17 protein-coding genes are annotated in these 22,088 nt (G+C 55.8%); 7 read left to right on the top strand and 10 right to left on the bottom strand.

The genetic code is table 11. The features are described from left to right. The first annotated feature begins 17 nt into the window (after positions 1-17). Positions 18-734, top strand: a complete 717-nt coding sequence (locus tag FN082_RS01425) for a GntR family transcriptional regulator (protein ID WP_142464822.1) — start codon at positions 18-20, stop codon at positions 732-734. Positions 735-779: 45 nt separating this feature from the next. Here the strand turns inward: FN082_RS01425 and ldtB are convergent, their stop codons facing one another. Further along, positions 780-1,694: a L,D-transpeptidase gene (gene ldtB / locus FN082_RS01420; protein WP_139538831.1), complete on the bottom strand. Its 915-nt coding sequence runs from the start codon at positions 1,692-1,694 to the stop codon at positions 780-782. Between the two features lie 189 nt (positions 1,695-1,883). Beyond that, positions 1,884-2,666 carry a tyrosine-protein phosphatase gene (locus FN082_RS01415; RefSeq protein WP_139538832.1) on the bottom strand — a complete coding sequence of 261 codons (783 nt, stop codon included), beginning with the start codon at positions 2,664-2,666 and terminating at the stop codon, positions 1,884-1,886. Positions 2,667-2,845: 179 nt separating this feature from the next. On the opposite strand from FN082_RS01415, the gene FN082_RS01410 reads away from it, so the two are divergent. Then, positions 2,846-4,438: an ABC-F family ATPase gene (locus FN082_RS01410; RefSeq protein ID WP_139538833.1), complete on the top strand. Its 1,593-nt coding sequence runs from the start codon at positions 2,846-2,848 to the stop codon at positions 4,436-4,438. 133 nt (positions 4,439-4,571) lie between these two features. Here the strand turns inward: FN082_RS01410 and FN082_RS01405 are convergent, their stop codons facing one another. From FN082_RS01405 to moeA, 6 genes are all read right to left on the bottom strand, one after another. After that, positions 4,572-5,834, bottom strand: a complete 1,263-nt coding sequence (locus tag FN082_RS01405; protein ID WP_142981031.1) for a DUF1479 domain-containing protein — start codon at positions 5,832-5,834, stop codon at positions 4,572-4,574. A gap of 137 nt (positions 5,835-5,971) precedes the next feature. After that, positions 5,972-6,787: a Cof-type HAD-IIB family hydrolase gene (locus tag FN082_RS01400; RefSeq protein ID WP_139538835.1), complete on the bottom strand. Its 816-nt coding sequence runs from the start codon at positions 6,785-6,787 to the stop codon at positions 5,972-5,974. A gap of 222 nt (positions 6,788-7,009) precedes the next feature. Next, complete coding sequence (locus FN082_RS01395) at positions 7,010-9,442, bottom strand: formate C-acetyltransferase/glycerol dehydratase family glycyl radical enzyme (protein WP_142981030.1); 2,433 nt, start codon at positions 9,440-9,442, stop codon at positions 7,010-7,012. A 4-nt stretch (positions 9,443-9,446) separates the two neighbouring features. Beyond that, a complete protein-coding gene (locus tag FN082_RS01390) occupies positions 9,447-10,346 on the bottom strand; it encodes a glycyl-radical enzyme activating protein (RefSeq protein WP_142981029.1) in 900 nt (299 codons plus the stop codon). A gap of 153 nt (positions 10,347-10,499) precedes the next feature. After that, positions 10,500-11,255: a molybdopterin-synthase adenylyltransferase MoeB gene (gene moeB, locus FN082_RS01385; protein ID WP_139538838.1), complete on the bottom strand. Its 756-nt coding sequence runs from the start codon at positions 11,253-11,255 to the stop codon at positions 10,500-10,502. Beyond that, a complete protein-coding gene (gene moeA / locus FN082_RS01380; protein ID WP_142981028.1) occupies positions 11,255-12,490 on the bottom strand; it encodes a molybdopterin molybdotransferase MoeA in 1,236 nt (411 codons plus the stop codon). The genes moeB and moeA overlap by 1 nt, the downstream gene beginning before the upstream one ends. Positions 12,491-12,667: 177 nt before the next feature. Here moeA and iaaA point away from each other — a divergent pair, with 177 nt between their 5' ends. The 5 genes from iaaA (at position 12,668) to gsiD (ending at position 19,062) form a co-directional block, all read left to right on the top strand. Beyond that, entirely contained in the window at positions 12,668-13,609 is a 942-nt protein-coding gene (gene iaaA / locus FN082_RS01375) for a beta-aspartyl-peptidase (protein WP_142981027.1), read from the top strand. A 12-nt stretch (positions 13,610-13,621) separates the two neighbouring features. Next, positions 13,622-15,475, top strand: coding sequence for a glutathione ABC transporter ATP-binding protein GsiA (gene gsiA / locus FN082_RS01370; protein ID WP_142981026.1), 1,854 nt, complete (start codon positions 13,622-13,624; stop codon positions 15,473-15,475). Positions 15,476-15,512: 37 nt separating this feature from the next. Further along, complete coding sequence (gsiB, locus tag FN082_RS01365) at positions 15,513-17,051, top strand: glutathione ABC transporter substrate-binding protein GsiB (protein WP_142461866.1); 1,539 nt, start codon at positions 15,513-15,515, stop codon at positions 17,049-17,051. A 177-nt stretch (positions 17,052-17,228) separates the two neighbouring features. Beyond that, on the top strand, positions 17,229-18,149 hold the full coding sequence (gsiC, locus tag FN082_RS01360) for a glutathione ABC transporter permease GsiC (protein WP_139538843.1): 921 nt from the start codon (positions 17,229-17,231) through the stop codon (positions 18,147-18,149). A gap of 1 nt (position 18,150) precedes the next feature. Further along, complete coding sequence (gene gsiD, locus FN082_RS01355; RefSeq protein WP_112214696.1) at positions 18,151-19,062, top strand: glutathione ABC transporter permease GsiD; 912 nt, start codon at positions 18,151-18,153, stop codon at positions 19,060-19,062. A gap of 71 nt (positions 19,063-19,133) precedes the next feature. On the opposite strand, the gene rimO is transcribed toward gsiD, so the two are convergent. Both rimO and FN082_RS01345 read right to left on the bottom strand, forming a co-directional pair. Further along, the gene (rimO, locus tag FN082_RS01350; protein WP_142461865.1) at positions 19,134-20,459 is read right to left on the bottom strand and encodes a 30S ribosomal protein S12 methylthiotransferase RimO; all 1,326 of its coding nucleotides are present in this window, start codon (positions 20,457-20,459) and stop codon (positions 19,134-19,136) included. 127 nt (positions 20,460-20,586) lie between these two features. Beyond that, complete coding sequence (locus FN082_RS01345) at positions 20,587-21,828, bottom strand: oligosaccharide MFS transporter (protein ID WP_180349574.1); 1,242 nt, start codon at positions 21,826-21,828, stop codon at positions 20,587-20,589. Positions 21,829-22,088: the final 260 nt, after the last annotated feature.

The following is a 22,088-nucleotide window of genomic DNA, read 5'->3' as shown; positions in this document are numbered from 1 at the left end:
AGCAAAAGGATCGGGCAATGACGGCCAAATATCTGAATATCGCGCGGGAAATTAAAAAGCGCATCATCAGCCAGCAGTATCCGGCCAGCGCGCCATTACCCGACCAGTTCGCGTTAGCGGCGGAATTCAGCACCAGCAGGATGACCATCCAGCAGGCGATGCGCCAGCTTATCGTCGAAGGCCTTATCTACACCCGCAAGGGGCAGGGAACCTTTGTACGCAAAAACTTTCTCCAGCTTTCACAATGGGAGCTGCCGGGTAGTGACTACTTTGGCGCTACTAAGACCTGGGAACATTTAGGGGACGTGACCAGCCGGGTGATTCGCTTTGAGCTACGTTTTCCGACGGAAAAAGAGCAGAGTTCGCTGCTGATCGATGCGGATGCCCCGGTCTATGATTTCGTTCGGCTGCGGTTGTTGAACGATGAGCCGGTGTCGCTGGATCTCACCGTGATGCCCGTTGCGCTGGTGCCCGGCCTTAACAAAACGCATCTCGAAAGCTCGGTGTTTCGCTACGTACAGGAGACGCTGGGGCTAAAAATGATGGGATCGTATCGCGTGGTGCGGGCGCTCAAACCGCAGGAGCTGGATAGAGAACACCTTAACTGTGAGGCGAGCGACCCGGTGCTGGAGGTGGAGCAGGTTATCTATCTGGAGGACGGGACGCCGCTGGAATATGCCCATTGCCACTATCGTTACGATCACGGCGGTATTATTCTGGTGAATAATGGATAAAAAAATGGCGGGCTTCGGGCCCGCCACTCTCTGCATTATGCGCGTTTAGTTCAGACGCACCGGCATACCAGAACGATTCTGAATCGCCTGATCGACTACGCTCTGGTCTACGTCAGTCTGGCCGGTAATCGCCTGCACTGATTTGGTCAGGGTAATCGGCACGATTTCACCGCCCTGGAACTGTTCTTCAGTGGTAGACAGCGGATTGTGAACCTCAATAAAGCGGCTGCCGTCAGGTTCGGTGGTGGCTTTTACCGGCTCATCGATAAACTCAACGCGGGTGCCGACCGGCACGTTTTCAAACAGGAATTTGATATCGTCGTTACGCAGACGTACGCAGCCGTGGCTGACGCGCAGGCCGATACCGAAGTTGGCGTTAGTCCCGTGAATAGCGTACAGGCGGCCGATATACAGTGCGTACAGGCCCATCGGGTTGTCAGGACCGGCCGGAACAACGGCTGGCAGCGGTTCGCCGGCAGCGCGGTATTCAGCATGCATTTTGGCGGTTGGGGTCCAGGTCGGGCCCGCTTTTTTGCGCTCAACCTTGGTGACCCAGTTGATCGGGGTATCTTTACCTAACTGGCCGATGCCGATCGGTAACACGACAACGGTGTTGGTGCCTTTCGGGTAGTAATACAGGCGCATTTCCGCGCTGTTAATGACGATACCTTCATGCACGGTGTCAGGCAGGATCAGCTGCTGCGGGATATTCAGCACCGTGCCGCCTTTCGGCAGGAAGGTGTCCACGCCGGGGTTGGCTTCCAGCATGTTGGATAAACCCATCTGATATTCGGCGGCAAAGTATTCCAGCGGCTGCTTGTTGCCTTCCGGGATAGTAATGACCTGGTTCTGACCAATCAGACGGCTGCCGTCGGTAGGCAGGGGATAGGTTACAGCAGAAGCTGTGTTGCAAAAGCCCACGATGGCGAAGGCTGCCGCGAAGAGTGTTGATAATTTCATAATCTTTATGTCGTGGGCGATATTAATGCCGCACAGGCCTTTGTCAGTTTAAACAGGAAGTCGATGGGAGCGCATTATATGTGCTTTCCGGCAAACAGGTAAATGAGATGTGTACGAAATCACATTTTTTTCCTGTTACTGTAATTGTAGCCCGTCGGCGCCGGGCTTGCGGCCTGAAGACGGGAGGGATCACCCCTCCAGAAGCCGCGACTGCAGCGCTTCCCGCGCCTGTGGCGTAAGCTGATACTCTTGCTCAAGCCAGGCATCAACGCTGGCATAGCGTTCATCGATTCCGGAAAGCGCCGCGGCAAGATATGACTCATGAACCGTCATCATTTCTGCCAGATTCTGCCGCCCGCGAGCGGTCAGCTCATCGCCGAGCGATTCAAGCATGAAATTCTCGATCTGGGTCAGCATGCCCTGGGTGAGCAGGTACTCTTCCATCACTGTCTGGCGATCGCAGCCGAGGGCAAATAGTGTCAGCGCGCAGCCAACGCCGGTACGGTCTTTACCCACCGCGCAGTGCTGCAGCAGCGCGCCGTCGAAAGGCTCCATTAGCCATCCGGCCAGCTGGCGATAAGCGGCGTTATTGAACGGCAGCTGGCGATAGAGCTCCAGCATAAACTGTTCACCGTTAAGGGCATTTAGCGTCGCGGCGTTAAGTTCGGTCACTTTCGCGTTAACGTCGCGAACGTGCGGGTTGGCGGGGGCGTTGAGGTAGTGAGCTAACTCATTGAGCTTGTCGGGGCTGCGAGTGACTTCCCCCGGGTCGCGATAATCAATCACCCGGCTAAGCGGGATAGCGTCCAGATGGGTTAAGTCATCGGTCGTCATCATGTGCAAAGAGCCGGAGCGGAATAATTTCCCCGAACGGACGCGGCGGCCGTCGGCGGTTCGCTGGCCGCCCAGGTCGCGAAAGTTGATGCCGCCCTGCAGCGATAAGAAAGCCGGATGGCGGGAGAGTATTGTCATAGGTTCCTTCCGAATTTAAGTAGAAAAATTACGCGTTAAGTAGTGTAACCGCGCAATATGACAATGACCCTAACACAAGCGACATTGATGATTTTATAACGGCCCGTGAAAAGTGAAGCATTTGCTGGCATAATGTCTGGTTCATCACACTTCTCATTCTCTATTTTCAGGATAACCCCGTGCTAGTATCCAGCAACGTCACCATGCAGTTCGGCAGTAAGCCGCTGTTCGAAAACATTTCCGTCAAATTTGGCGGCGGCAACCGTTACGGCCTTATTGGTGCCAACGGTAGCGGCAAATCCACCTTTATGAAGATCCTTGGCGGCGATCTGGAGCCGACTCTGGGTAACGTTTCCCTCGATCCGAACGAGCGTATCGGTAAGTTGCGTCAGGATCAGTTTGCGTTTGAAGAGTTCAGCGTGCTGGATACGGTTATTATGGGCCACGGCGAGCTGTGGGAAGTGAAACAGGAGCGCGATCGCATCTATTCTCTGGCCGAGATGAGCGAAGAAGATGGTTACAAAGTCGCTGATCTTGAAGTGCAGTACGGTGAGATGGACGGCTATTCCGCCGAAGCGCGCGCCGGTGAACTGCTGCTCGGCGTCGGTATTCCGGTAGAACAGCATTACGGCCCGATGAGCGAAGTGGCTCCCGGCTGGAAGCTGCGTGTGCTGTTGGCGCAGGCGCTGTTCTCTAACCCGGATATCCTGCTGCTCGATGAACCGACGAACAACCTGGACATCGATACCATTCGCTGGCTGGAGCAGACGCTGAACGATCGCGACAGCACCATGATCATCATTTCGCACGACCGTCACTTCCTGAACATGGTTTGTACCCATATGGCGGATCTGGATTACGGTGAACTGCGCGTTTATCCAGGTAACTATGATGAATATATGACCGCCGCGACCCAGGCGCGCGAACGTCTGCTGGCGGATAACGCCAAGAAAAAAGCGCAGATTGCCGACCTGCAATCCTTCGTTAGCCGCTTTAGCGCCAACGCCTCTAAATCTCGTCAGGCGACCTCCCGCGCCCGTCAGATTGATAAAATCAAGCTCGATGAAGTGAAAGCCTCCAGCCGCCAGAACCCGTTCATCCGTTTTGAGCAGGATAAGAAATTGTTCCGTAACGCGCTGGAAGTCGAAGCGCTGGCAAAAGGCTTTGATAACGGCCCGCTGTTCAAAAATTTCAATCTGCTGCTGGAAGTGGGCGAGAAGATTGCCATTCTGGGCGCCAACGGCGTGGGTAAATCCACCATGCTGAAAACCCTGGTTGGCGATCTGACGCCGGATAACGGTACCGTGAAATGGTCCGAAAACGCGCAGATTGGCTACTACGCGCAGGATCATGAATATGAATTCGAAAATGATCTGACGGTATTTGACTGGATGAGCCAGTGGAAGCAGGAAAGCGACGACGAGCAGGCGGTGCGCAGTATTCTTGGTCGCCTGCTGTTCAGCCAGGACGATATCAAGAAGCCGGCGAAAGTACTCTCCGGTGGTGAAAAAGGCCGTATGCTGTTCGGTAAGCTGATGATGCAGAAACCGAATATTCTGGTGATGGACGAACCGACCAACCACCTGGATATGGAATCGATTGAATCGCTGAACATGGCGCTGGAGATGTATCAGGGCACTCTGATTTTTGTTTCCCACGACCGTGAGTTTGTGAGCTCGCTGGCGACCCGCGTGATTGAGATTACGCCGCAGCGCGTGGTGGACTTCACTGGTAACTACGAAGATTACTTGCGCAGCAAAGGCGTCGAATAATTTTCCCGTTGTCTTTCCCGGATTGCGGCGCTAATGCGCCTGATCCGGGCTACCGACTCGCGGACAGCGGTGAACCCGTAGCCCCGGTAAGCGCAGCGCCACCGGGGGAGAGTTTGGTTGAAATGCCACCTCGTTATGCCATTCCCAGAGCCCGCTTGCCGTGAATATTTAAATCATCCAGGGTAAAGCGGTCTTTCCAGCTGGCTTCATAATCTTCACGCGGGAAATCTCCCGGCGACGCTCCTCTCTCCAGCGCCACTTTGACCTTATGCGCATAGGCGAGATTTTTCTCACACATCGGCGCCGCGGGGATATACATCACGTTGCCCCAGCCCTGCTGATTTTCCACTGGTGCGACCGAGTGGATCACGTCGCAGTGCCACCACACCGAATCGCCTGCATTTAGCGCTGGAATAGAGCTTAAGGCTTTAATCAGCAGCGGGTGCCATTTTTCCGAAATAGGCAGCACCTTGCCCGGTGCGACGCCGCACAGTTCATCATCCGGTACATCGTCGAGCAGAGGGCGCAACAGCACATAGGCCATCGCTTCAGGAATTGGCACCACGTGCAGCAGGCCCTGATCGGGGATCATATCGGAGAGCGCGGTCCAGCCCTGGAAGGTACGGAACACTGAGCATTTGGTGGTGTTATCGACGGTATACTCTTCCACCTCAGTACGATGCGCCGCATCCCACGGATCGTAAGCATCGATATTGCCGTTAAAAACGTCGGCAAAGACTTTTTGATAGGCCGGCAGCAGCCAGCGCTCCAGCGCGCCGGAGTCGGTATGTGCGCCAAGTCCTTTGGAGGTGGTTCCCGGCGGGCGGCGGCGAATGCGGTCCGGATAAATCACGCTGACATCCGGGTCAAACCACTGTTTTCCGTCGCGGTTAAAGGTCCACAGGCGGTTAAGGAATGACTGTACGGCTGCCATTTCATCGCTCTGGCGAGCCTGCATTTGCGCCAGTGACCAGTAAATCGGATAAATTTCCGGGCGCGAAGCATCCAGAGAACCGAAGAAGGTGTCGCCGGGGCCTTTATAGACATCATCGAAATGGTTGAGGTCGAGATACTCCAGCATTGAGTTATCCCATGCCAGCGCCCGTTCACGGGTGAAATGACCTTTGATGACCGCGCAGCCGCGGCGCTTAATAGCCTCGCGCTGGGCGTCCGTTACCTGGCCCTGCGCGATATCGCTGAACGGAATCACCGGCCAGACATCCTGGCTGTTGGCTTTAAGGGCGTCTATCTCTTCCAGATGGGCCGTGATACGCGCCGTCAGCCGATCGAACACTGCCTGCACGTCGCCAATCTGCGCGCGCAGCTCCTGCTTAATCTGGCGGATTGCCGCTTTATGGTCGGTGGGTAGTGTTTCACAGGTATGGGTAACAGCCATGATGACCTCTCATCTTTCATTCGAAAGTAATAAATCTTACAAACGTTAATTTAAGTTAAAATTAAGTTAATGCAAGTTTAAAATTATGCGGAGGTGCACAAAACGGAAAACCGGGGCAGAAATGCCCCGGCGAGAGATCATTCGTTGAAAGGGGAAGCGTGGTCGAGGACGGCCTGAATAACATTTAGCGCACCGTCATGATTGTTGTCATCGGTGGCGAAACGCGATATCGCTTTAATGCTCTCAGCGGCGTTATCCATGGCGAAGGAGTATTTCACCAGCTTTAACATCTCCGTATCGTTCGCGCTGTCGCCAATGGCCACGCAGGCCTGTGGGGAGATGTTCCAGCGCTTAAGCAGGCGGCTAATGCCGTTGGCTTTATGCAGGCCAGGGATAATCAAATCGACGAAGCCAAAGCCGCTGGTAACCGGCTTCATGATGCCGTCCAGCGAGACGTGCAGTTTGTCGATAAGCAGCGGGATTTCGCTATCCGGCAGGTTAAGCGAAAACTTAAACAGCTTATCGTCAATATCGTGGTAGTTGCTGATGCGCTGCAGGCGATGGTAGTGCTTTGACATCAGCGCGACAAAGGCGTCGGGCGCGCGATCGCTGACGTAAGCGCTTTCAAGGCCGCAGGCGACGAAGTTGAGCTGCGAGTCTTTGAGCAATTCACCAATCACTACCTGGGATTCATGGCGGGTAAGTTCGCCGTGGAACAGTTGTTGGCCGTGTTCATAAACCAGCGCGCCGTTTTCGGCAACAAAGGAGATCTGCTCGCGGATTTCCGGGAAAAAGGAGATCAGCTGGTAATACTGGTTGCCGCTGGCGACAACGAATTCGATACCCTGCTGTTGGAGTTGCGCGAACTGCGCGAGAAAACGCGAGCGGTCATACTGCTTGGCGTCATTGAGAAAAGTTCCGTCCATATCGGTGACGATAACTTTAACAATCATAACAAATGCTCCTGGCTTAACTTCGACCAGCAACATTCTAATTACAATGTGATGGGGAGCACAAATTTATTTCGAATGAAAGTTTGTGTTCACTGCTGTGCAGCATAAAACCCCGGGTTGCGGCGTAAACGCCTTACCCGGGCTACCGGCTGTCCGGGCTACGGGGCTTGTGCCGTCGGGTAGCCCGGACAGGCGCAACGCGCCGCCTCCGGGGGATTTAACTTACAGCGTATGCTCGGTACGGGCGATAATATCGTCCTGGGCATCCGGCGACAGGGCGGTAAAGAACGCCGAGTACCCGGCGACGCGGACGACTAAATCGCGGTACTGGTCAGGGTGTTTCTTTGCTTCCAGCAGCGTCTCGCGCGACACGATGTTGTACTGAATATGCCAGCCTTTGTGTACCTCAAAGAAGGTACGCAGTAGCACCATCAGTTTCTGCTTATCGGACTCGTTCTCAAGCGTTGCCGGGTTCAGCTTCTGGTTCAACAGTACGCCGCCAAGAATCGAGCCGGTGGGCAGTTTACCCACTGAACTGATAACCGCGGTTGGCCCCAGATGGTCGGTACCGGAAGCCGGGCTTGCTCCTTCCGCCAGCGGTGAATGCGCTTTGCGGCCATCCGGCGTCGCCATGGTCTGCGCACCAAATGGGACGTTAGCGGAGATGGAGGAGGTCCCGGCGTAGTAGTTGCCGCCAATCGGGCCGCGACCGTAGCGCGGGTTGTGATACTGCTTCAGCTCATCGATATAGGTCTGGTAAGCGCGGGCCAGCAGGATATCAACGCTATCTTCGTCGTTGCCGTATTTCGGCGCGCCGTTGATTAAGCGCTGGCGCAACTGCTCGTGGGTCAGGCCTTCAAAGTCTTCAGCCAGCGCTTTTGCCAGCTCTTGCTGTCCAATGACGCCCTGATCGAACACCAGTTTCTTCACCGCTACCAGGCTGTTGCCGAGGTTAGCGATACCGACCTGCAGACCGGAAACCCAGTCATATTTAGCGCCGCCCTGCTTGATACTCTTCGCGCGCTCGATACAGTCATCGACCAGCGCCGAGCAGAGAATATCGTGCACGTTCTCTTCCAGCATGGTGTCGACCACATACTCAATCTCGATAGATTTGCGCGTGTAGTAGCGGATCTGGGTATCCCAGTCGGCCAGCACCTGGTCGAAGTTATCAAAGTTACCTTTCGATAGCGCGTGCGTTTGCGGCAGGAAAACCTGACCGCTGGTGGCGTCGCGGCCGCCTTCCAGGGTTGCTAACATCACCCGGGCGAAGTTGATAAAGCTCATCCCGGTGCAGCGATAGCCCCACTTGCCGCCGACCGCGGTTTCGATGCAGCCGATAGCGGCATAATCGTAGGCGTCCTGCGGCTCAATGCCGAGCTTGATAAATTCCGGAATAACGATTTCGTCGTTGTTGAACGCCGGCATCCCGAAGCCGCAGCGGATCACCTGCACGCAGGCGTCGAGGAAGTCGTTACTCATGCCCGCGTGGTAACGGACGCTGAGGTTTGGCTGCGTCGAGCGCAGGCGACCGCAGGATTCTAGAATCGCGTAGGAGAGCGGGTTCACTGCATCTTGTGCTACGCCGTCTACCAGATTTTGACCGCCGATGGTGACATTCTGATACAGCGGGCTACCGGCGGAGGCTTTAGAGTGCGAGCCGGAGCGAATTTTGTTCACTTCCAGCAGCTTCAGCCAGCAGCAGTGCAGCAACTCAATGGCGTGCTCGCGGTCCAGAGACTGCTCAAGTTCGACATCGCGGCGGTAGTACGGGTAGAGATATTGGTCCATGCGGCCAAAAGAGACCGAGTGACCGTTGGATTCGACCTGCAGAATCAGCTGAATGAAATAGCACAGCTGCAGCGCCTGCCAGAAGGTCTTCGGCGGTTCGTGGGCGATAATGTCGCAGTTCTCGGCAATCGCCAGCAGCTCGTCGCGACGGGATTCACGGGCCTCTGTCGCCGCCATGCTGCGCGCCAGCTCAGCGAAGCGCTTGCTGTGTTCGCTGACCGCTTCCAGTACGATATCAATGGCTTTCAGGAACTGCTCGCCGTGCAGGTCTTCCAGCACCGTAAGATTAATGCGCGAACGACGCTCAGCGACTTTAGCGCGCATGCCGTCAAGGCCTTTTTCCAGCAGCAGCGGGTAGTTGACCGCCAGGTGAGCATCGCCGGAGGTCATATTACCTTCGGCTTTAATAATCCCGGTTGCGAGCAGCGCTTTTTGCTCATCGGTGAACATGCCGTAGCAGCGATCTTGTACGGTCTGGCCACGCCACCACGGACACACTTCATGCAGTATGCGTTTGTTCTCTTCGCTGACCGCAAAGCCTGCGCCGGGGCGATCGGCCAGGTCGTCGATCTCTTTTTCAATCCAGCTAACCGTATACTCCGGAAAGATTGGCGCGGCGCGAACTTCACTTGCCTGGTTACCGACAATCAGTTCGTCATGTTTGATCCAGATAGTGCGTTCTGCAAGGTGATGGGCCAGCGCCAGCGCGCGGCGTACTGGAATCGGTTTATCCAGATGTTGCTGATAGGCGGCGGTATAGTGCTGAGCGCGCTCGGTACACACCGGCGGCTTGACGATATGCACCAGCGCCATTTTATGTGCCTGAATGCGCGGGCTCAGGGTATCCAGTTTCAACGTTGTCATAAGGTTATCCTCGTAGAGTCGCCGTTAAACCTTTGCTCTGAGCGTAGTGCTGCGCAAAGGCGAGCAGCTCGGGGGCAGCAAGTGGTTTGTCCGGAGCGGTATAGGGCTGACTGAGTAATTGGTATTTATTCATTCCTAACGTGTGATACGGCAGGAAGTGGATCTCGCCGACCTTTAAGCGGTCAGCCGCAAAATCGGTTATGGCGGTAATATCGTTTTCATTGGCGTTAAAGCCCTGAATCAGCGGCACGCGAATAATGATTTTTTTCCCGGCCTGCGCCACGCGTTGCAGATTATCGAGCACCCGACGGGCGCTGCCGTCCGTCCATTGCTGGAAAATGGCTTCATTGACGTGCTTAAGGTCGGCGAGGAACAGGTCGATAAAGGGTAGAGAAGGCTCGACGTATTTCCATGGTACGTGCAGACAGGTTTCGACAGCGGTATGAATCCCTGCGTTGTGGCTGGCTTCAAACAGCTGACGGGCCAGCTCTGGGTTCATAAACGGCTCGCCGCCGGAGAGCGTGACGCCGCCGCCGCTGCGATCGTAAAACGGTTTATCGCGCAATACCTTCGCCATAATCTCTTCGACGTTTTTCTCTTCGCCGCAGACCGTCAACGCCGTAGTCGGACAGCAGTCGCGCAGCTTGCTGATATGTGCATCGGTGAGCTTTTCACGATGGATAATCAGGCCATCCAGTTTGCGGGTAATAACGTCCGGCGCCGCCTGCTGGCAGAGGTCGCAGCCGTCAAGACACAAGCGCGCGTCATACAGCAGATCCGCCGTGCGGGCGCGGCTTTCCGGGTTCTGACACCAGCGGCAGCCCAATGAACAACCTTTGAGGAATACGACGGTGCGGATCCCTGGGCCGTCATGGGTGGAGTAACGCTGAATGTTGAAGATCATGATTCACCCTCTTATTTGCATATGAAGATTAAATTACTTTCGAATGAAAGTTGCATTGATATAAATCAACAAGCAGAGTGGGGAATAAAAGCAGGTGCTAAAAACTCGTGGATGGTCACAAATAATCCGGCGGCAAGGCCCGCCGGAGAAGGGTTAAAGCGTGCCACACACCTCACACTGTGGATTACGCAGCAGCTTCATTTCGCGAAACTGGCAGCGCATGGCGTCATACATGACGATTTTACCCGTCGCCGGGCTGCCGTAGTGGGCCAGTAGCTTTATCGCTTCCATCGCCTGAAGCGAACCGATGATGCCGACCAGCGGCGCCATCACTCCGGCTTCGACGCAGGTGAGGGCGTTTTCGCCAAACAGACGGCTCAGGCACCGGTAGCAGGGTTCGTCTTCCTGATACGTAAAGACACTGATTTGCCCTTCCATACGAATCGCCGCGCCGGAGACCAGCGGGGTTTTATGCCGGAAACACCCGGTATTCAGCTGGTTACGAATAGTGACGTTGTCGGTACAGTCGAGCACCAGATCGTGGGCGGCGATTTGCGCCCAGAGCGCCTCTTCGTCCAACAGCGCGTTTAGCGGCGTGAGCTGAACGTTAGGGTTAATGCGCGCAAGCGTAGCGTGGGCGGAGTCGACTTTCGGCTGGCCGATGGTGGCATCGCTGTGCAGGGTCTGGCGCTGAAGATTGGAGAGCGATACGGTGTCGAAATCGAGCAGGGTGAGCTGACCGACGCCAGCCGCCGCCAGATACTGCGCGGCGGCGCAGCCGAGACCACCGAGGCCAACCACCAGTACGCGGGAGGCTTTTAGCTGCTCCTGACCGTCAAAATCGAAATCGCGCAGGATGATTTGCCGGTTGTAGCGCAGCATTTCCGCATCGCTCAGCTCCACGCCCATTACAACCCCCCAAACAGATGATTGAAGGGCTCAACTTCCACCCATTCTCCCGCTTCAACGTTGCCGCGCTCGCGCTCCAGCACGATAAAGCAGTTGCCGAGGCTAAATGAGCTAAAGATATGTGAGCCCTGATGGCCGGTGCTGTTAACGACCAGTTCGCCGTCCGGGTTGCGTTGCAGTACGCCGCGTTGAAAATCGAGGCGTCCCGGTGATTTTTTCAGGCGTGATGCTGCACGTACGCGCAGGCGCATCGGCTGAACTTGTCCGACGTTGCCGGAGAGCTTCGCCAGCAGCGGCTGAACCAGCTGGTAGAAGGTCAGCGTTGCGGAAACCGGGTTGCCCGGCAGGCCGCAGAACCAGCTGTGGTTAAGCTTGCCGAAAGCGAAAGGTTTGCCCGGCTTGATTGCCAGCTTCCAGAAGCCGATTTCCCCCAGCTCTCCGAGGATCTCTTTGGTGTAATCTGCTTCGCCGACGGAGACGCCGCCGGAGCTAATCACCACATCGGCCTGCTGGTCAGCCTGAATAAAGACTTCGCGCAGTTTAGCCTGATCGTCGGGAATAATACCGAGGTTAATCACCTCACAGCCCAGCTCTTGCAGCATCAGGTGCACCGCCAGGCGGTTGGTATCGTAAATCTGCCCGTCGGCAAGCGGTTGTCCTGGAAGCTGAAGCTCATCGCCGGTGGAGAACACCGCAACGCGCACTTTACGCACCACGTCGACTTCCGCAATCCCCAGGGAAGCTAGCACCGGCAGTTCGGCGACGGTCAGTCGGGTTCCCGCAGGGAAAACGACCGCCCCGTGGGCGATATCTTCACCAAGGCGACGAATGTTCTGCCCTTTTTTCACAGGGGCGGTAAAGCGCACTCCGCCGTCTGTTTGTTCGGTTTGCTCCTGCATCACCACCGCATCGCAGCCTTCCGGTACCGGCGCGCCGGTCATAATGCGGATACAGGTACCTGCGGGCCAGACGTCGTTGAAAGGTTGGCCTGCGAAGGCCTTGCCTGCCACCGGTAGCACCGCGTCGTCAGTGAGTTCTGCCAGACGTACGGCATAGCCGTCCATCGCCGAATTATCAAAACCGGGAACGTTCAGCGGTGAAACCAGATCATGGGCGGTCACGCGCGAAAAGGCCTGCAACAGCGGTACGGTTTCCGTCGCATTCAGCGGCGTAATACGATTGAGCATCTGGGTCAGGGCTGTGTCGAGCGGCATCAGTCCGGCGGTAAAATCCATGGGTTTCTCCTGCGGGCAAACATCGAAAACGCCTATTATGGCAGAAAAGAGAAGCAGGCTATATCCCACCTGGGTACAAGCTTTACATCACCGCCTGCTCTTTCTATATTCAAAAATTGTATAGGACAGTCAGCACGATAATGATATTTATACACTTTATCGTTAAGGAATGGCGTAATGGGCAAGGCGGTTATAGCAATTCACGGCGGCGCCGGGGCGATTACCCGCGCCCAGTTGACGCCGGAGCGCGAGCGGGAGTACGTGGCGGCGCTGTCGGCGATTGTCGATAGCGGGCAAAAAATGCTGGCGGAAGGCGCCAGCGCGCTGGATACGGTGACCGAAGCGGTGCGGCTGCTGGAGGAGTGTCCGTTATTTAACGCCGGGATGGGTTCCGTGTTTACCCGCGATACCACTCATGAACTCGATGCCTGCGTTATGGATGGTTACAGTTTACAGGCGGGAGCGGTGGCTGGAGTTAAGCATTTACGTAATCCGGTGCTGGCGGCGCGTCTGGTGCTGGAACAAAGCCCGCACGTCCTGCTGATTGGTGAAGGGGCGGAAAACTTTGCCGCGTCCCACGGCATGGAACGGGTGGATAATGATCTGTTTTCTACGCCAGAACGGTTGCTACAACTGCGTCAGGCGCAGCAGGGCGACGATATTGTGCTCGATCACCACGCCTCCCCGCTGGATGAGCGGCATAAAATGGGCACCGTCGGCGCGGTGGCGCTGGATCTGGCGGGTAATCTCGCGGCGGCAACCTCCACCGGCGGGATGACCAATAAGCTGCCGGGACGCGTCGGTGATAGCCCGCTGCCGGGAGCTGGCTGTTATGCCAATAACGCCAGCGTTGCCGTCTCCTGTACCGGTACCGGCGAGGTGTTTATGCACACCCTGGCAGCTTATGATATTTCGGCGCTGATGGAGTACAGCAATCTCAGTTTGCACGACGCGTGCGAGCGGGTGGTGATGGAGAAGCTCCCGGCGCTGGGCGGCTGCGGCGGTTTGATTGCGGTCGACAGAGAAGGCAACGTAGTATTGCCATTTAATAGCGAAGGTATGTACCGTGCCTGGTGCTACGCGGGCGATACGCCCACGATTGGAATTTATCGCGAATAAGAGGAAAGGGCGTTGCCGCATAGTCTGGAAATCGATGCTAATGATGTTCTGCTGGTACGCGATCTGAACGTTTCGTTTACTCAGCAGCAGCAGGCTTTTTCTGCCGTTCGTCACCTCTCGTTCACACTACGGCGCGGCGAGACGCTGGCGATTGTCGGTGAGTCTGGATCGGGTAAATCGGTAACGTCGCTGGCGCTGATGCGTCTGCTTGATTCGGCGACCAGCGAAGTGCGCAGCGATCAGCTGCTGCTACGTCGCCGCAACCGGCAGGTGATTGAGCTTAGCGAACAGTCTGCATCCGATATGCGCAGCGTGCGCGGTGCGGATATGGCGATGATCTTTCAGGAGCCGATGACCTCGCTGAACCCGGTGTTCACTATCGGTGAGCAGATCGCTGAATCAATACGATTGCATCAGGGGTTAAAGCATGATGAGGCGCTGCGTGAGGCCAAAAAGATGCTCGATCAGGTGCGGATCCCGGAAGCGGAAACCATGCTTTCGCGCTATCCGCACCAGCTTTCCGGTGGGATGCGCCAGCGGGTGATGATTGCCATGGCGCTGTCGTGCCGTCCGGCGGTGCTGATTGCTGATGAACCCACTACCGCGCTGGATGTGACTATCCAGGCGCAGATTTTACAGCTGATCGCCGTCCTGCAAAAAGAGATGGCGATGGGCGTTATCTTTATTACCCACGACATGGGCGTGGTGGCCGATATCGCCGACCGCGTACTGGTGATGTATCGCGGTGAAGCGGTGGAAACCGGTAGCGTTGAAGAGATTTTCCGCGCGCCGAAGCATCCGTATACCCAGGCGCTGCTGGCCGCTGTACCTCGCCTTGGCGCGATGCGCGGCAGCGACCTGCCGCGTCGCTTCCCGCTATTAAACCAAAGCGCGCCGGAAGAGGGGCAGAATACCGTTGTTGCTGGAGAACCCATTCTTAAAGTCCGCGATCTGGTGGCGCGCTTTCCGCTGCGCAGCGGTATTCTCAATCGGGTTACCCGCGAGGTACACGCGGTCGAAAAAGTCAGCTTTGATTTATGGCCCGGCGAAACCCTAAGCCTGGTGGGCGAGTCCGGCTGCGGTAAGTCAACGACCGGTCGTGCGCTGCTGCGGCTGGTGGAAACCCAGGGCGGGAGCATTACGTTTAACGGTCAGCGAATTGATACGCTGGCGGGTAGCAAGCTTCAGGCGCTGCGCCGCGACATTCAGTTTATTTTCCAGGATCCTTACGCTTCCCTCGACCCACGGCAAACGGTCGGTTATTCGATTATGGAGCCGCTGCGCGTGCACCGGCTGCTGGAAGGCGATGCCGCACGTGAGCGCGTTGCCTGGCTGCTGGAGCGCGTCGGTCTGGAGCCGGAGCATGCATGGCGCTATCCGCATGAGTTTTCCGGCGGCCAGCGGCAGCGCATCTGTATTGCCCGCGCGCTGGCGCTCAATCCGAAGGTGGTTATCGCTGACGAGTCTGTCTCGGCGCTGGACGTGTCGATTCGCGCGCAAATTATCAACCTGATGCTCGATTTGCAGTGTGAAATGGGCATCGCATTTCTGTTTATTTCCCATGATATGGCGGTGGTTGAACGCATCAGCCACCGCGTGGCGGTGATGTATCGCGGGCGTATTGTCGAGATTGGCCCGCGGCGCGCCGTGTTCGAAAACCCGCAGCACCCCTATACCCGTAAATTGATGGCTGCCGTACCGGTTGCCGACCCGGCGCATCGTCATCCACAGCGTGTGCTGCTCTCTGACGAGTTGCCGGGCAATATATTCAAGCGGGGAGAGGAGGGGCTTAGTACGCCGTTACAGCAGGTGGGACCGGGGCACTTTGTCGCCAGAGAGTCCGCCGCCGACGTGCTGGCACGATAACAACAACATCAATAATGCAGCATCTCAGGAGAACAACATGACTCAACGCGTTTCAGGCAAATGGCTGTTGGCGCTGGGCGTCGCTTCGGCGCTGGCAGCGACTCCGGCCTTTGCCGCAAAAGATGTAGTGGTGGCGGTCGGTTCTAACTTTACGACCCTCGACCCATATGATGCTAACGACACGCTGTCGCAGGCGGTGGCGAAGTCCTTCTATCAAGGGCTGTTCGGCCTCGATAAAGATATGAAGTTGCAAAACGTGCTGGCGGAAGGCTATACCGTTTCCCCGGACGGGCTGGTGTATACCATTAAGCTGCATCCGGGGGTGAAGTTTCAGGACGGTACCGAGTTTAATGCCGAAGCGGTGAAGGCTAACCTCGATCGCGCCAGTAACCCGGAAAATCATCTCAAGCGCTATAACCTGTATAAAAATATCGCCAGCACCGAAGCGGTAGATCCGACAACGGTGAAAATCACGCTTAAACAGCCTTTCTCCGCGTTTATCAATATCCTGGCCCACCCGGCGACGGCAATGATTTCCCCGGCGGCGCTGAAGAAATACGGTAAAGAAATTGGCTTCCATCCGGTAGGTACCGGTCCGTATCAGCTCGACACCTGGAATCAGACCGATTTTGTTAAAGTGACGAAGTTCGCCGGTTACTGGCAGCAGGGGCTGCCGAAGCTGGATTCCATTACCTGGCGTCCGGTGGTGGATAACAACACTCGTGCGGCGATGTTGCAGACCGGCGAAGCGCAGTTTGCTTTCCCGATCCCTTACGAACAGGCTCCGCTGCTGGAGAAAAACAGCAAGCTGGAGCTGGTGGCCAGTCCGTCAATTATGCAGCGCTATATCAGCATGAACGTGACGCAGAAGCCGTTTGATAACCCAAAAGTACGCGAAGCGATTAACTACGCCATTAACCGTCAGGCGCTGGTGAAAGTGGCCTTTGCGGGCTACGCTACCCCGGCGACCGGCGTTGTGCCGCCGTCGATTGCCTATGCTGAAAGCTACACCGCCTGGCCATACGATCCGGCTAAAGCCCGCGAGCTGCTGAAAGAGGCGGGTTATCCGAATGGATTCAATACCACGTTGTGGTCGTCGCACAACCACAGTACCGCGCAGAAAGTGCTGCAGTTTACCCAACAGCAGCTGGCGCAGGTGGGCATTAAGGCTCAGCTGACGGCGATGGATGCGGGCCAGCGCGCAGCGGAAGTGGAAGGCAAAGGGCAGAAAGAGAGCGGCGTACGCATGTTCTATACCGGCTGGACGGCCTCAACCGGTGAAGCCGACTGGGCGCTGTCGCCGCTGTTTGCTTCGCAAAACTGGCCGCCGACCCTGTTCAACACGGCTTTCTACAGCAATCCTCAGGTCGATAAAGACCTCAACGAGGCGTTGAAAACGACCGACGTGAAGGAAAAAACGCGGCTGTATAAAGACGCGCAGGATACTATCTGGAAAGAGTCGCCGTGGGTGCCGCTGGTGGTGGAAAAACTGGTCTCAGCGCACAGTAAAAACCTGACCGGATTCTATATCCAGCCGGATACCGGATTTAGCTTTGAACAGGCGGATCTTAAGTAGACAACTGTATACCCTAAATAATTCGAGTTACAGGAAGGCGGCAAGCTCGTGAGTCCCCAGGAGCATAGATAACTATGTGACTGGGGTGAACGAGTGCAGCCAACGCACCTGAAACTTGAAGTATGACGGGTATATCTCCCCGGGCGCTGGCCGCGGGGACTTCATGCAAGGAGAAGCATGCTCAATTATGTGATTAAACGCCTGCTGGGGCTGATCCCTACGCTGCTGATTGTGGCGGTGTTGGTATTTCTGTTCGTGCATATGCTGCCCGGCGATCCGGCGCGGCTGATTGCCGGACCGGAAGCCGATGCGCAGGTGGTTGGAATGGTCCGCCAGCAGCTAGGGCTCGATCGGCCGCTGCATGTGCAGTTCTGGCACTATATCAGCAATATTTTGCAGGGGGATTTCGGCACCTCGATGGCTTCACGCCGTCCGGTGAGCAGCGAAATCGCCAGCCGGTTTATGCCAACCTTTTGGCTGACGCTCGCCAGCATGAGCTGGGCCGTGGTGTTTGGTATGGCGGCGGGCATCGTGGCGGCAGTGTGGCGTAACCGCTGGCCGGATCGTTTAGGTATGGCGCTGGCGGTGACCGGGATCTCATTTCCGGCGTTCGCGCTCGGTATGTTGCTGATGCAGGTGTTTTCCGTTGAACTGGGCTGGCTGCCGACGGTGGGAGCTGACAGCTGGCGGCACTATATTCTGCCTTCGTTGACGCTCGGCGCGGCGGTGGCGGCGGTGATGGCGCGCTTTACCCGCGCATCGTTCGTCGATGTTCTGCACGAAGACTATATGCGTACCGCAAGGGCGAAAGGCGTTAGCGAAACGCTGGTGGTGCTCAAGCACGGTCTGCGCAATGCGATGATCCCGGTGGTCACGATGATGGGGCTGCAGTTCGGTTTTCTGCTTGGCGGGTCAATCGTCGTGGAGAAGGTCTTTAACTGGCCTGGACTTGGGCGTCTGCTGGTGGACTCGGTAGAGATGCGTGACTATCCGGTGATTCAGGCGGAAGTGTTGCTGTTTTCCCTGGAATTTATTCTTATTAATTTAGTGGTGGACGTGCTGTATGCCGCCATTAATCCGGCTATCAGGTATAAGTAAGGTGCGATTGCTCAACTGGAGAAGACAAGCGGTTATCAACGCGATGCCGGGGATTAAACCCGGGCAAATTCGTACCCCATGGCACGAGTTCTGGCGGCGTTTTCGTCGCCAGCCGGTGGCGATGGGGGCGGGGATATTTGTTCTGCTGCTGATTGCGGTTGCGGTCGTTGCGCCGTGGATTGCGCCGTTCGATGCGGAAAACTACTTTGACTACGACCGGCTTAACGACGGCCCGTCAATGATGCACTGGTTCGGTGTCGATTCATTAGGGCGGGATATCTTTAGTCGGGTGCTGGTAGGGGCGCAGATCTCGCTGGCCGCGGGGGTATTCGCGGTATTAATTGGCGCGGTCATTGGCACCGTTCTCGGGCTATTGGCGGGGTATTACGAAGGTTGGTGGGATCGCATTATTATGCGCATCTGCGACGTGCTGTTTGCGTTCCCCGGTATTCTGCTGGCGATTGCCGTGGTAGCGGTCATGGGCAGCGGGATGTCGAATGTGATTATCGCGGTGGCGATTTTTTCGATCCCGGCGTTTGCGCGTCTGGTACGCGGCAACACGCTGGTACTTAAGCAGCAGACTTTTATCGAGTCGGCGCGCAGTATCGGCGCCAGCGATGCCAACATCCTGTTTAACCACATTTTACCCGGAACGGTATCGTCGATTGTCGTCTATTTTACGATGCGTATCGGGGTGTCGATTATCTCCGCAGCCAGCCTTTCATTCCTGGGACTTGGCGCGCAGCCGCCGACCCCGGAATGGGGCGCGATGCTGAACGAGGCGCGGGCGGATATGGTGATGGCACCGCACGTGGCGCTGTTCCCGGCGATCGCCATTTTCCTGACGGTACTGGCGTTTAATCTGCTAGGGGACGGCCTGCGCGATGCGCTGGATCCGAAGATAAAGGGGTAGGCGTTCGAGGGTTTTGTCGCCCGGATAAGGCGCGTTAGCGCCGCAATCCGGGACACGTTCAGAGGAAGGAATTAAACCCGGCTGCCCCACAGGTCGTATTCGTCGGCATGTTCGACCTTCACCCGCACAACGTCACCTGGTTTAACTTTGCTTTCGCCGTTCAGGTAGACCGCGCCGTCGATCTCCGGTGCATCCGCCATGCTGCGGCCAATCGCGCCTTCTTCATCAACTTCATCGATCAGAACCATGATTTCGCGGCCCACTTTCTCCTGCAGACGCTCAGCAGAGATCTGCTGCTGTAGCTGCATAAAGCGGTTCCAGCGCTCTTCTTTTACTTCTTCCGGCACCTGGTCTGCGAGTTCGTTGGCGGTCGCGCCTTCCACCGGGCTGTATTTGAAGCAGCCGACGCGATCCAGACGAGCCTCTTTCAGGAAGTCGAGCAGCATCTGGAAATCTTCTTCCGTTTCGCCCGGGAAGCCGACGATAAAGGTCGAGCGTAGGGTCAGCTCAGGGCAGACTTCGCGCCACTGTTTGATGCGCGCCAGCTGACGGTCAGCGGAGCCAGGGCGTTTCATCATTTTGAGAATACGCGGGCTGGCGTGCTGCAGCGGGATATCCAGATACGGCAAAATCTTGCCTTCCGCCATCAGCGGGATGACATCATCAACGTGTGGATACGGGTACACGTAGTGCAGCCGAACCCAAATCCCCAGCTTGGCCAGCTCTTCGCACAGGCTTACCATGCTGGTTTTCACCGGCATACCGTTATGGAAGCCGCTGCGATGCTTGACATCAACGCCGTAGGCGGAAGTGTCCTGAGAAATCACCAGCAGCTCTTTGACCCCGGCATCGGCCAGGCGTTTGGCTTCCGCCAGCACTTCACCAATCGGACGACTGACAAGGTCGCCGCGCATCGACGGGATAATGCAAAAGGTGCAGCGATGGTTGCAGCCTTCTGAAATTTTTAAGTAGGCGTAATGACGCGGCGTTAGCTTAACGCCCTGTTCCGGCACCAGGCTCAGGAACGGATTGTGCTTAGGCTTCGGCGCGTAGTGGTGGACGTGTTCCAGCACCTGCTCGTAGCTGTGTGGACCGGTGATTTCCAGCACTTTTGGATGGACTTCGCGGATTTGATCTTCTTTCGCGCCCAGGCAGCCGGTGACAATCACTTTGCCGTTTTCTTTTAACGCTTCGCCAATCGCTTCCAGCGACTCCTGCACGGCGCTATCGATAAAGCCGCAGGTATTAACGATAACCATATCGGCGTTATCGTAGGAAGGAACCACGTCGTAACCTTCGGTGCGCAGTTCAGTCAGGATACGTTCTGAGTCCACGAGATTTTTCGGGCAGCCCAGAGAGACAAAGCCGATTTTCGGCTGATGGGTGACATTGCTCATAGCTTAAAAAGTGTTCAATTATTGGAATGGTCAGGGCAGGGATTTTACAGGTCTTTGCGTAAAATAGTATAGCAACGACATGCTTAATGATGAAAAAGCCCAGGAGTGTATCCTGGGCGTTGAGGAATTACAGCGTTTGCGTCGCGCCTGTACCCGGCGCAGCGCCTGGTGCAGTCGGCTCTCGATTATCACGAAGCGTGAATATCGAGATCAGAGTAAACAGTCCGGCGATACCGCCCAGAATATAATATGTATGCGCGAAGCCGATGGTGTCGTACAAATACCCCGCTAATGGTGAGTAAATGGCGGTAGCGATGGAGGCGACAAACAGTACCAGCAGGTAGACCGTTGATGACAGTTTGTTGTCGAAGTTGGCGGCGATAAATTTAAATACCGAAACCAGAATCAGCGGTTTTTCCAGCGCATGCATCATTTTTACCGCGCCGATCCACACCGGACCAAGCGGGATAGCAGAGCCGACGATACGCACTGACATAATCAGCCCGGCAATGATCAACGCCCACTTCGCGCCAGTACGGTTAACAAACCACGGCATCAGGCATAAAAACAGCGTTTCGCCGCACACCTGAATGGAAGCCAGAATCCCGTACCAACGGTTGCCTTCTTCCGGCGTCGGGAACTGCAGAGAAAAGTATTGAGCGAACTGCTGGTCATAGGTGTCGTAGATTTGCGTGACGAAAAGGGTAAACACCAGCAGCATCCAGAACTGACCGTTTTTCGCCAGCTCCAGGGCATGCGAAACTTTCAGCGCGCTGGTTTTTTGCATTTCCGCTTCGGTCAATTCGACCTTAGTCAGCATAAAACAGATTGCCGCGATAACAATGGCGAAGCTGGCCAGCCAGAAAGCGAGGTTTGGATTGCTGTCGATATATTTGCCGACGATCCATGCCGCAGCCGCCCAGCCTAACGATCCCCACATCCGCACCCGACCATATTCGAACTGATAGCGACGCGAGATTTTATCGATATACGAATCAATCACCCCGCAGCCGGAGTTGAAAATAATCCCCAGGTATACCCCGCCAAGCAGTGCGCCCAGCCAGAAGCTATGAACCAACAACGGTGCATATAAGTAGATAAAGAACGGGCCAACCGGCAGCAGCATGGCGACCAGGATCCAAATCAGTCGCTTTTTCAGGCCGAATTTGTCGGAAATAAAACCGAAGAAGGGCTGCATCAGCAAAGCGATAAAGGCGTTGACCGAATAGAGCAGGCCGGTTTTGGTCGCACTAATCCCGAGGTGTTGAGTGGTCCAGATAACAAAAAACGCCATGGTTGATGACCAGGCGAACAGATAGAGGAAATCGAAAAGACTCAACAAGATATAGTTTCTTTTGCCGGGCGTAATCATTTCTGTTCCTTCAAGCGATAGAGATAAAGGTTGCAAACAGGATCGAGCCGTTTGCTGTTCTTATTAAATGTTATACGTAATACATTTATTTGGATGATATGACACCCGGCAGGATTTTCAGGCAATGAGCATTGCGCTATTTTGTGATCATTACAGCAATAAATGATTGTTCATTGCCAAATTGAAAGCCTCATTTTTGTGAGAGCGTATAACATTTTTTGTGTTTTTTGCTTTGGAGGCTGTCTGAGCGCAGGGAA

Origin of the sequence: Klebsiella spallanzanii, from assembly GCF_902158555.1 — a bacterium.
Classification (GTDB): domain Bacteria; phylum Pseudomonadota; class Gammaproteobacteria; order Enterobacterales; family Enterobacteriaceae; genus Klebsiella; species Klebsiella spallanzanii.
This window is presented reverse-complemented; position numbering and strand designations above follow the sequence as displayed.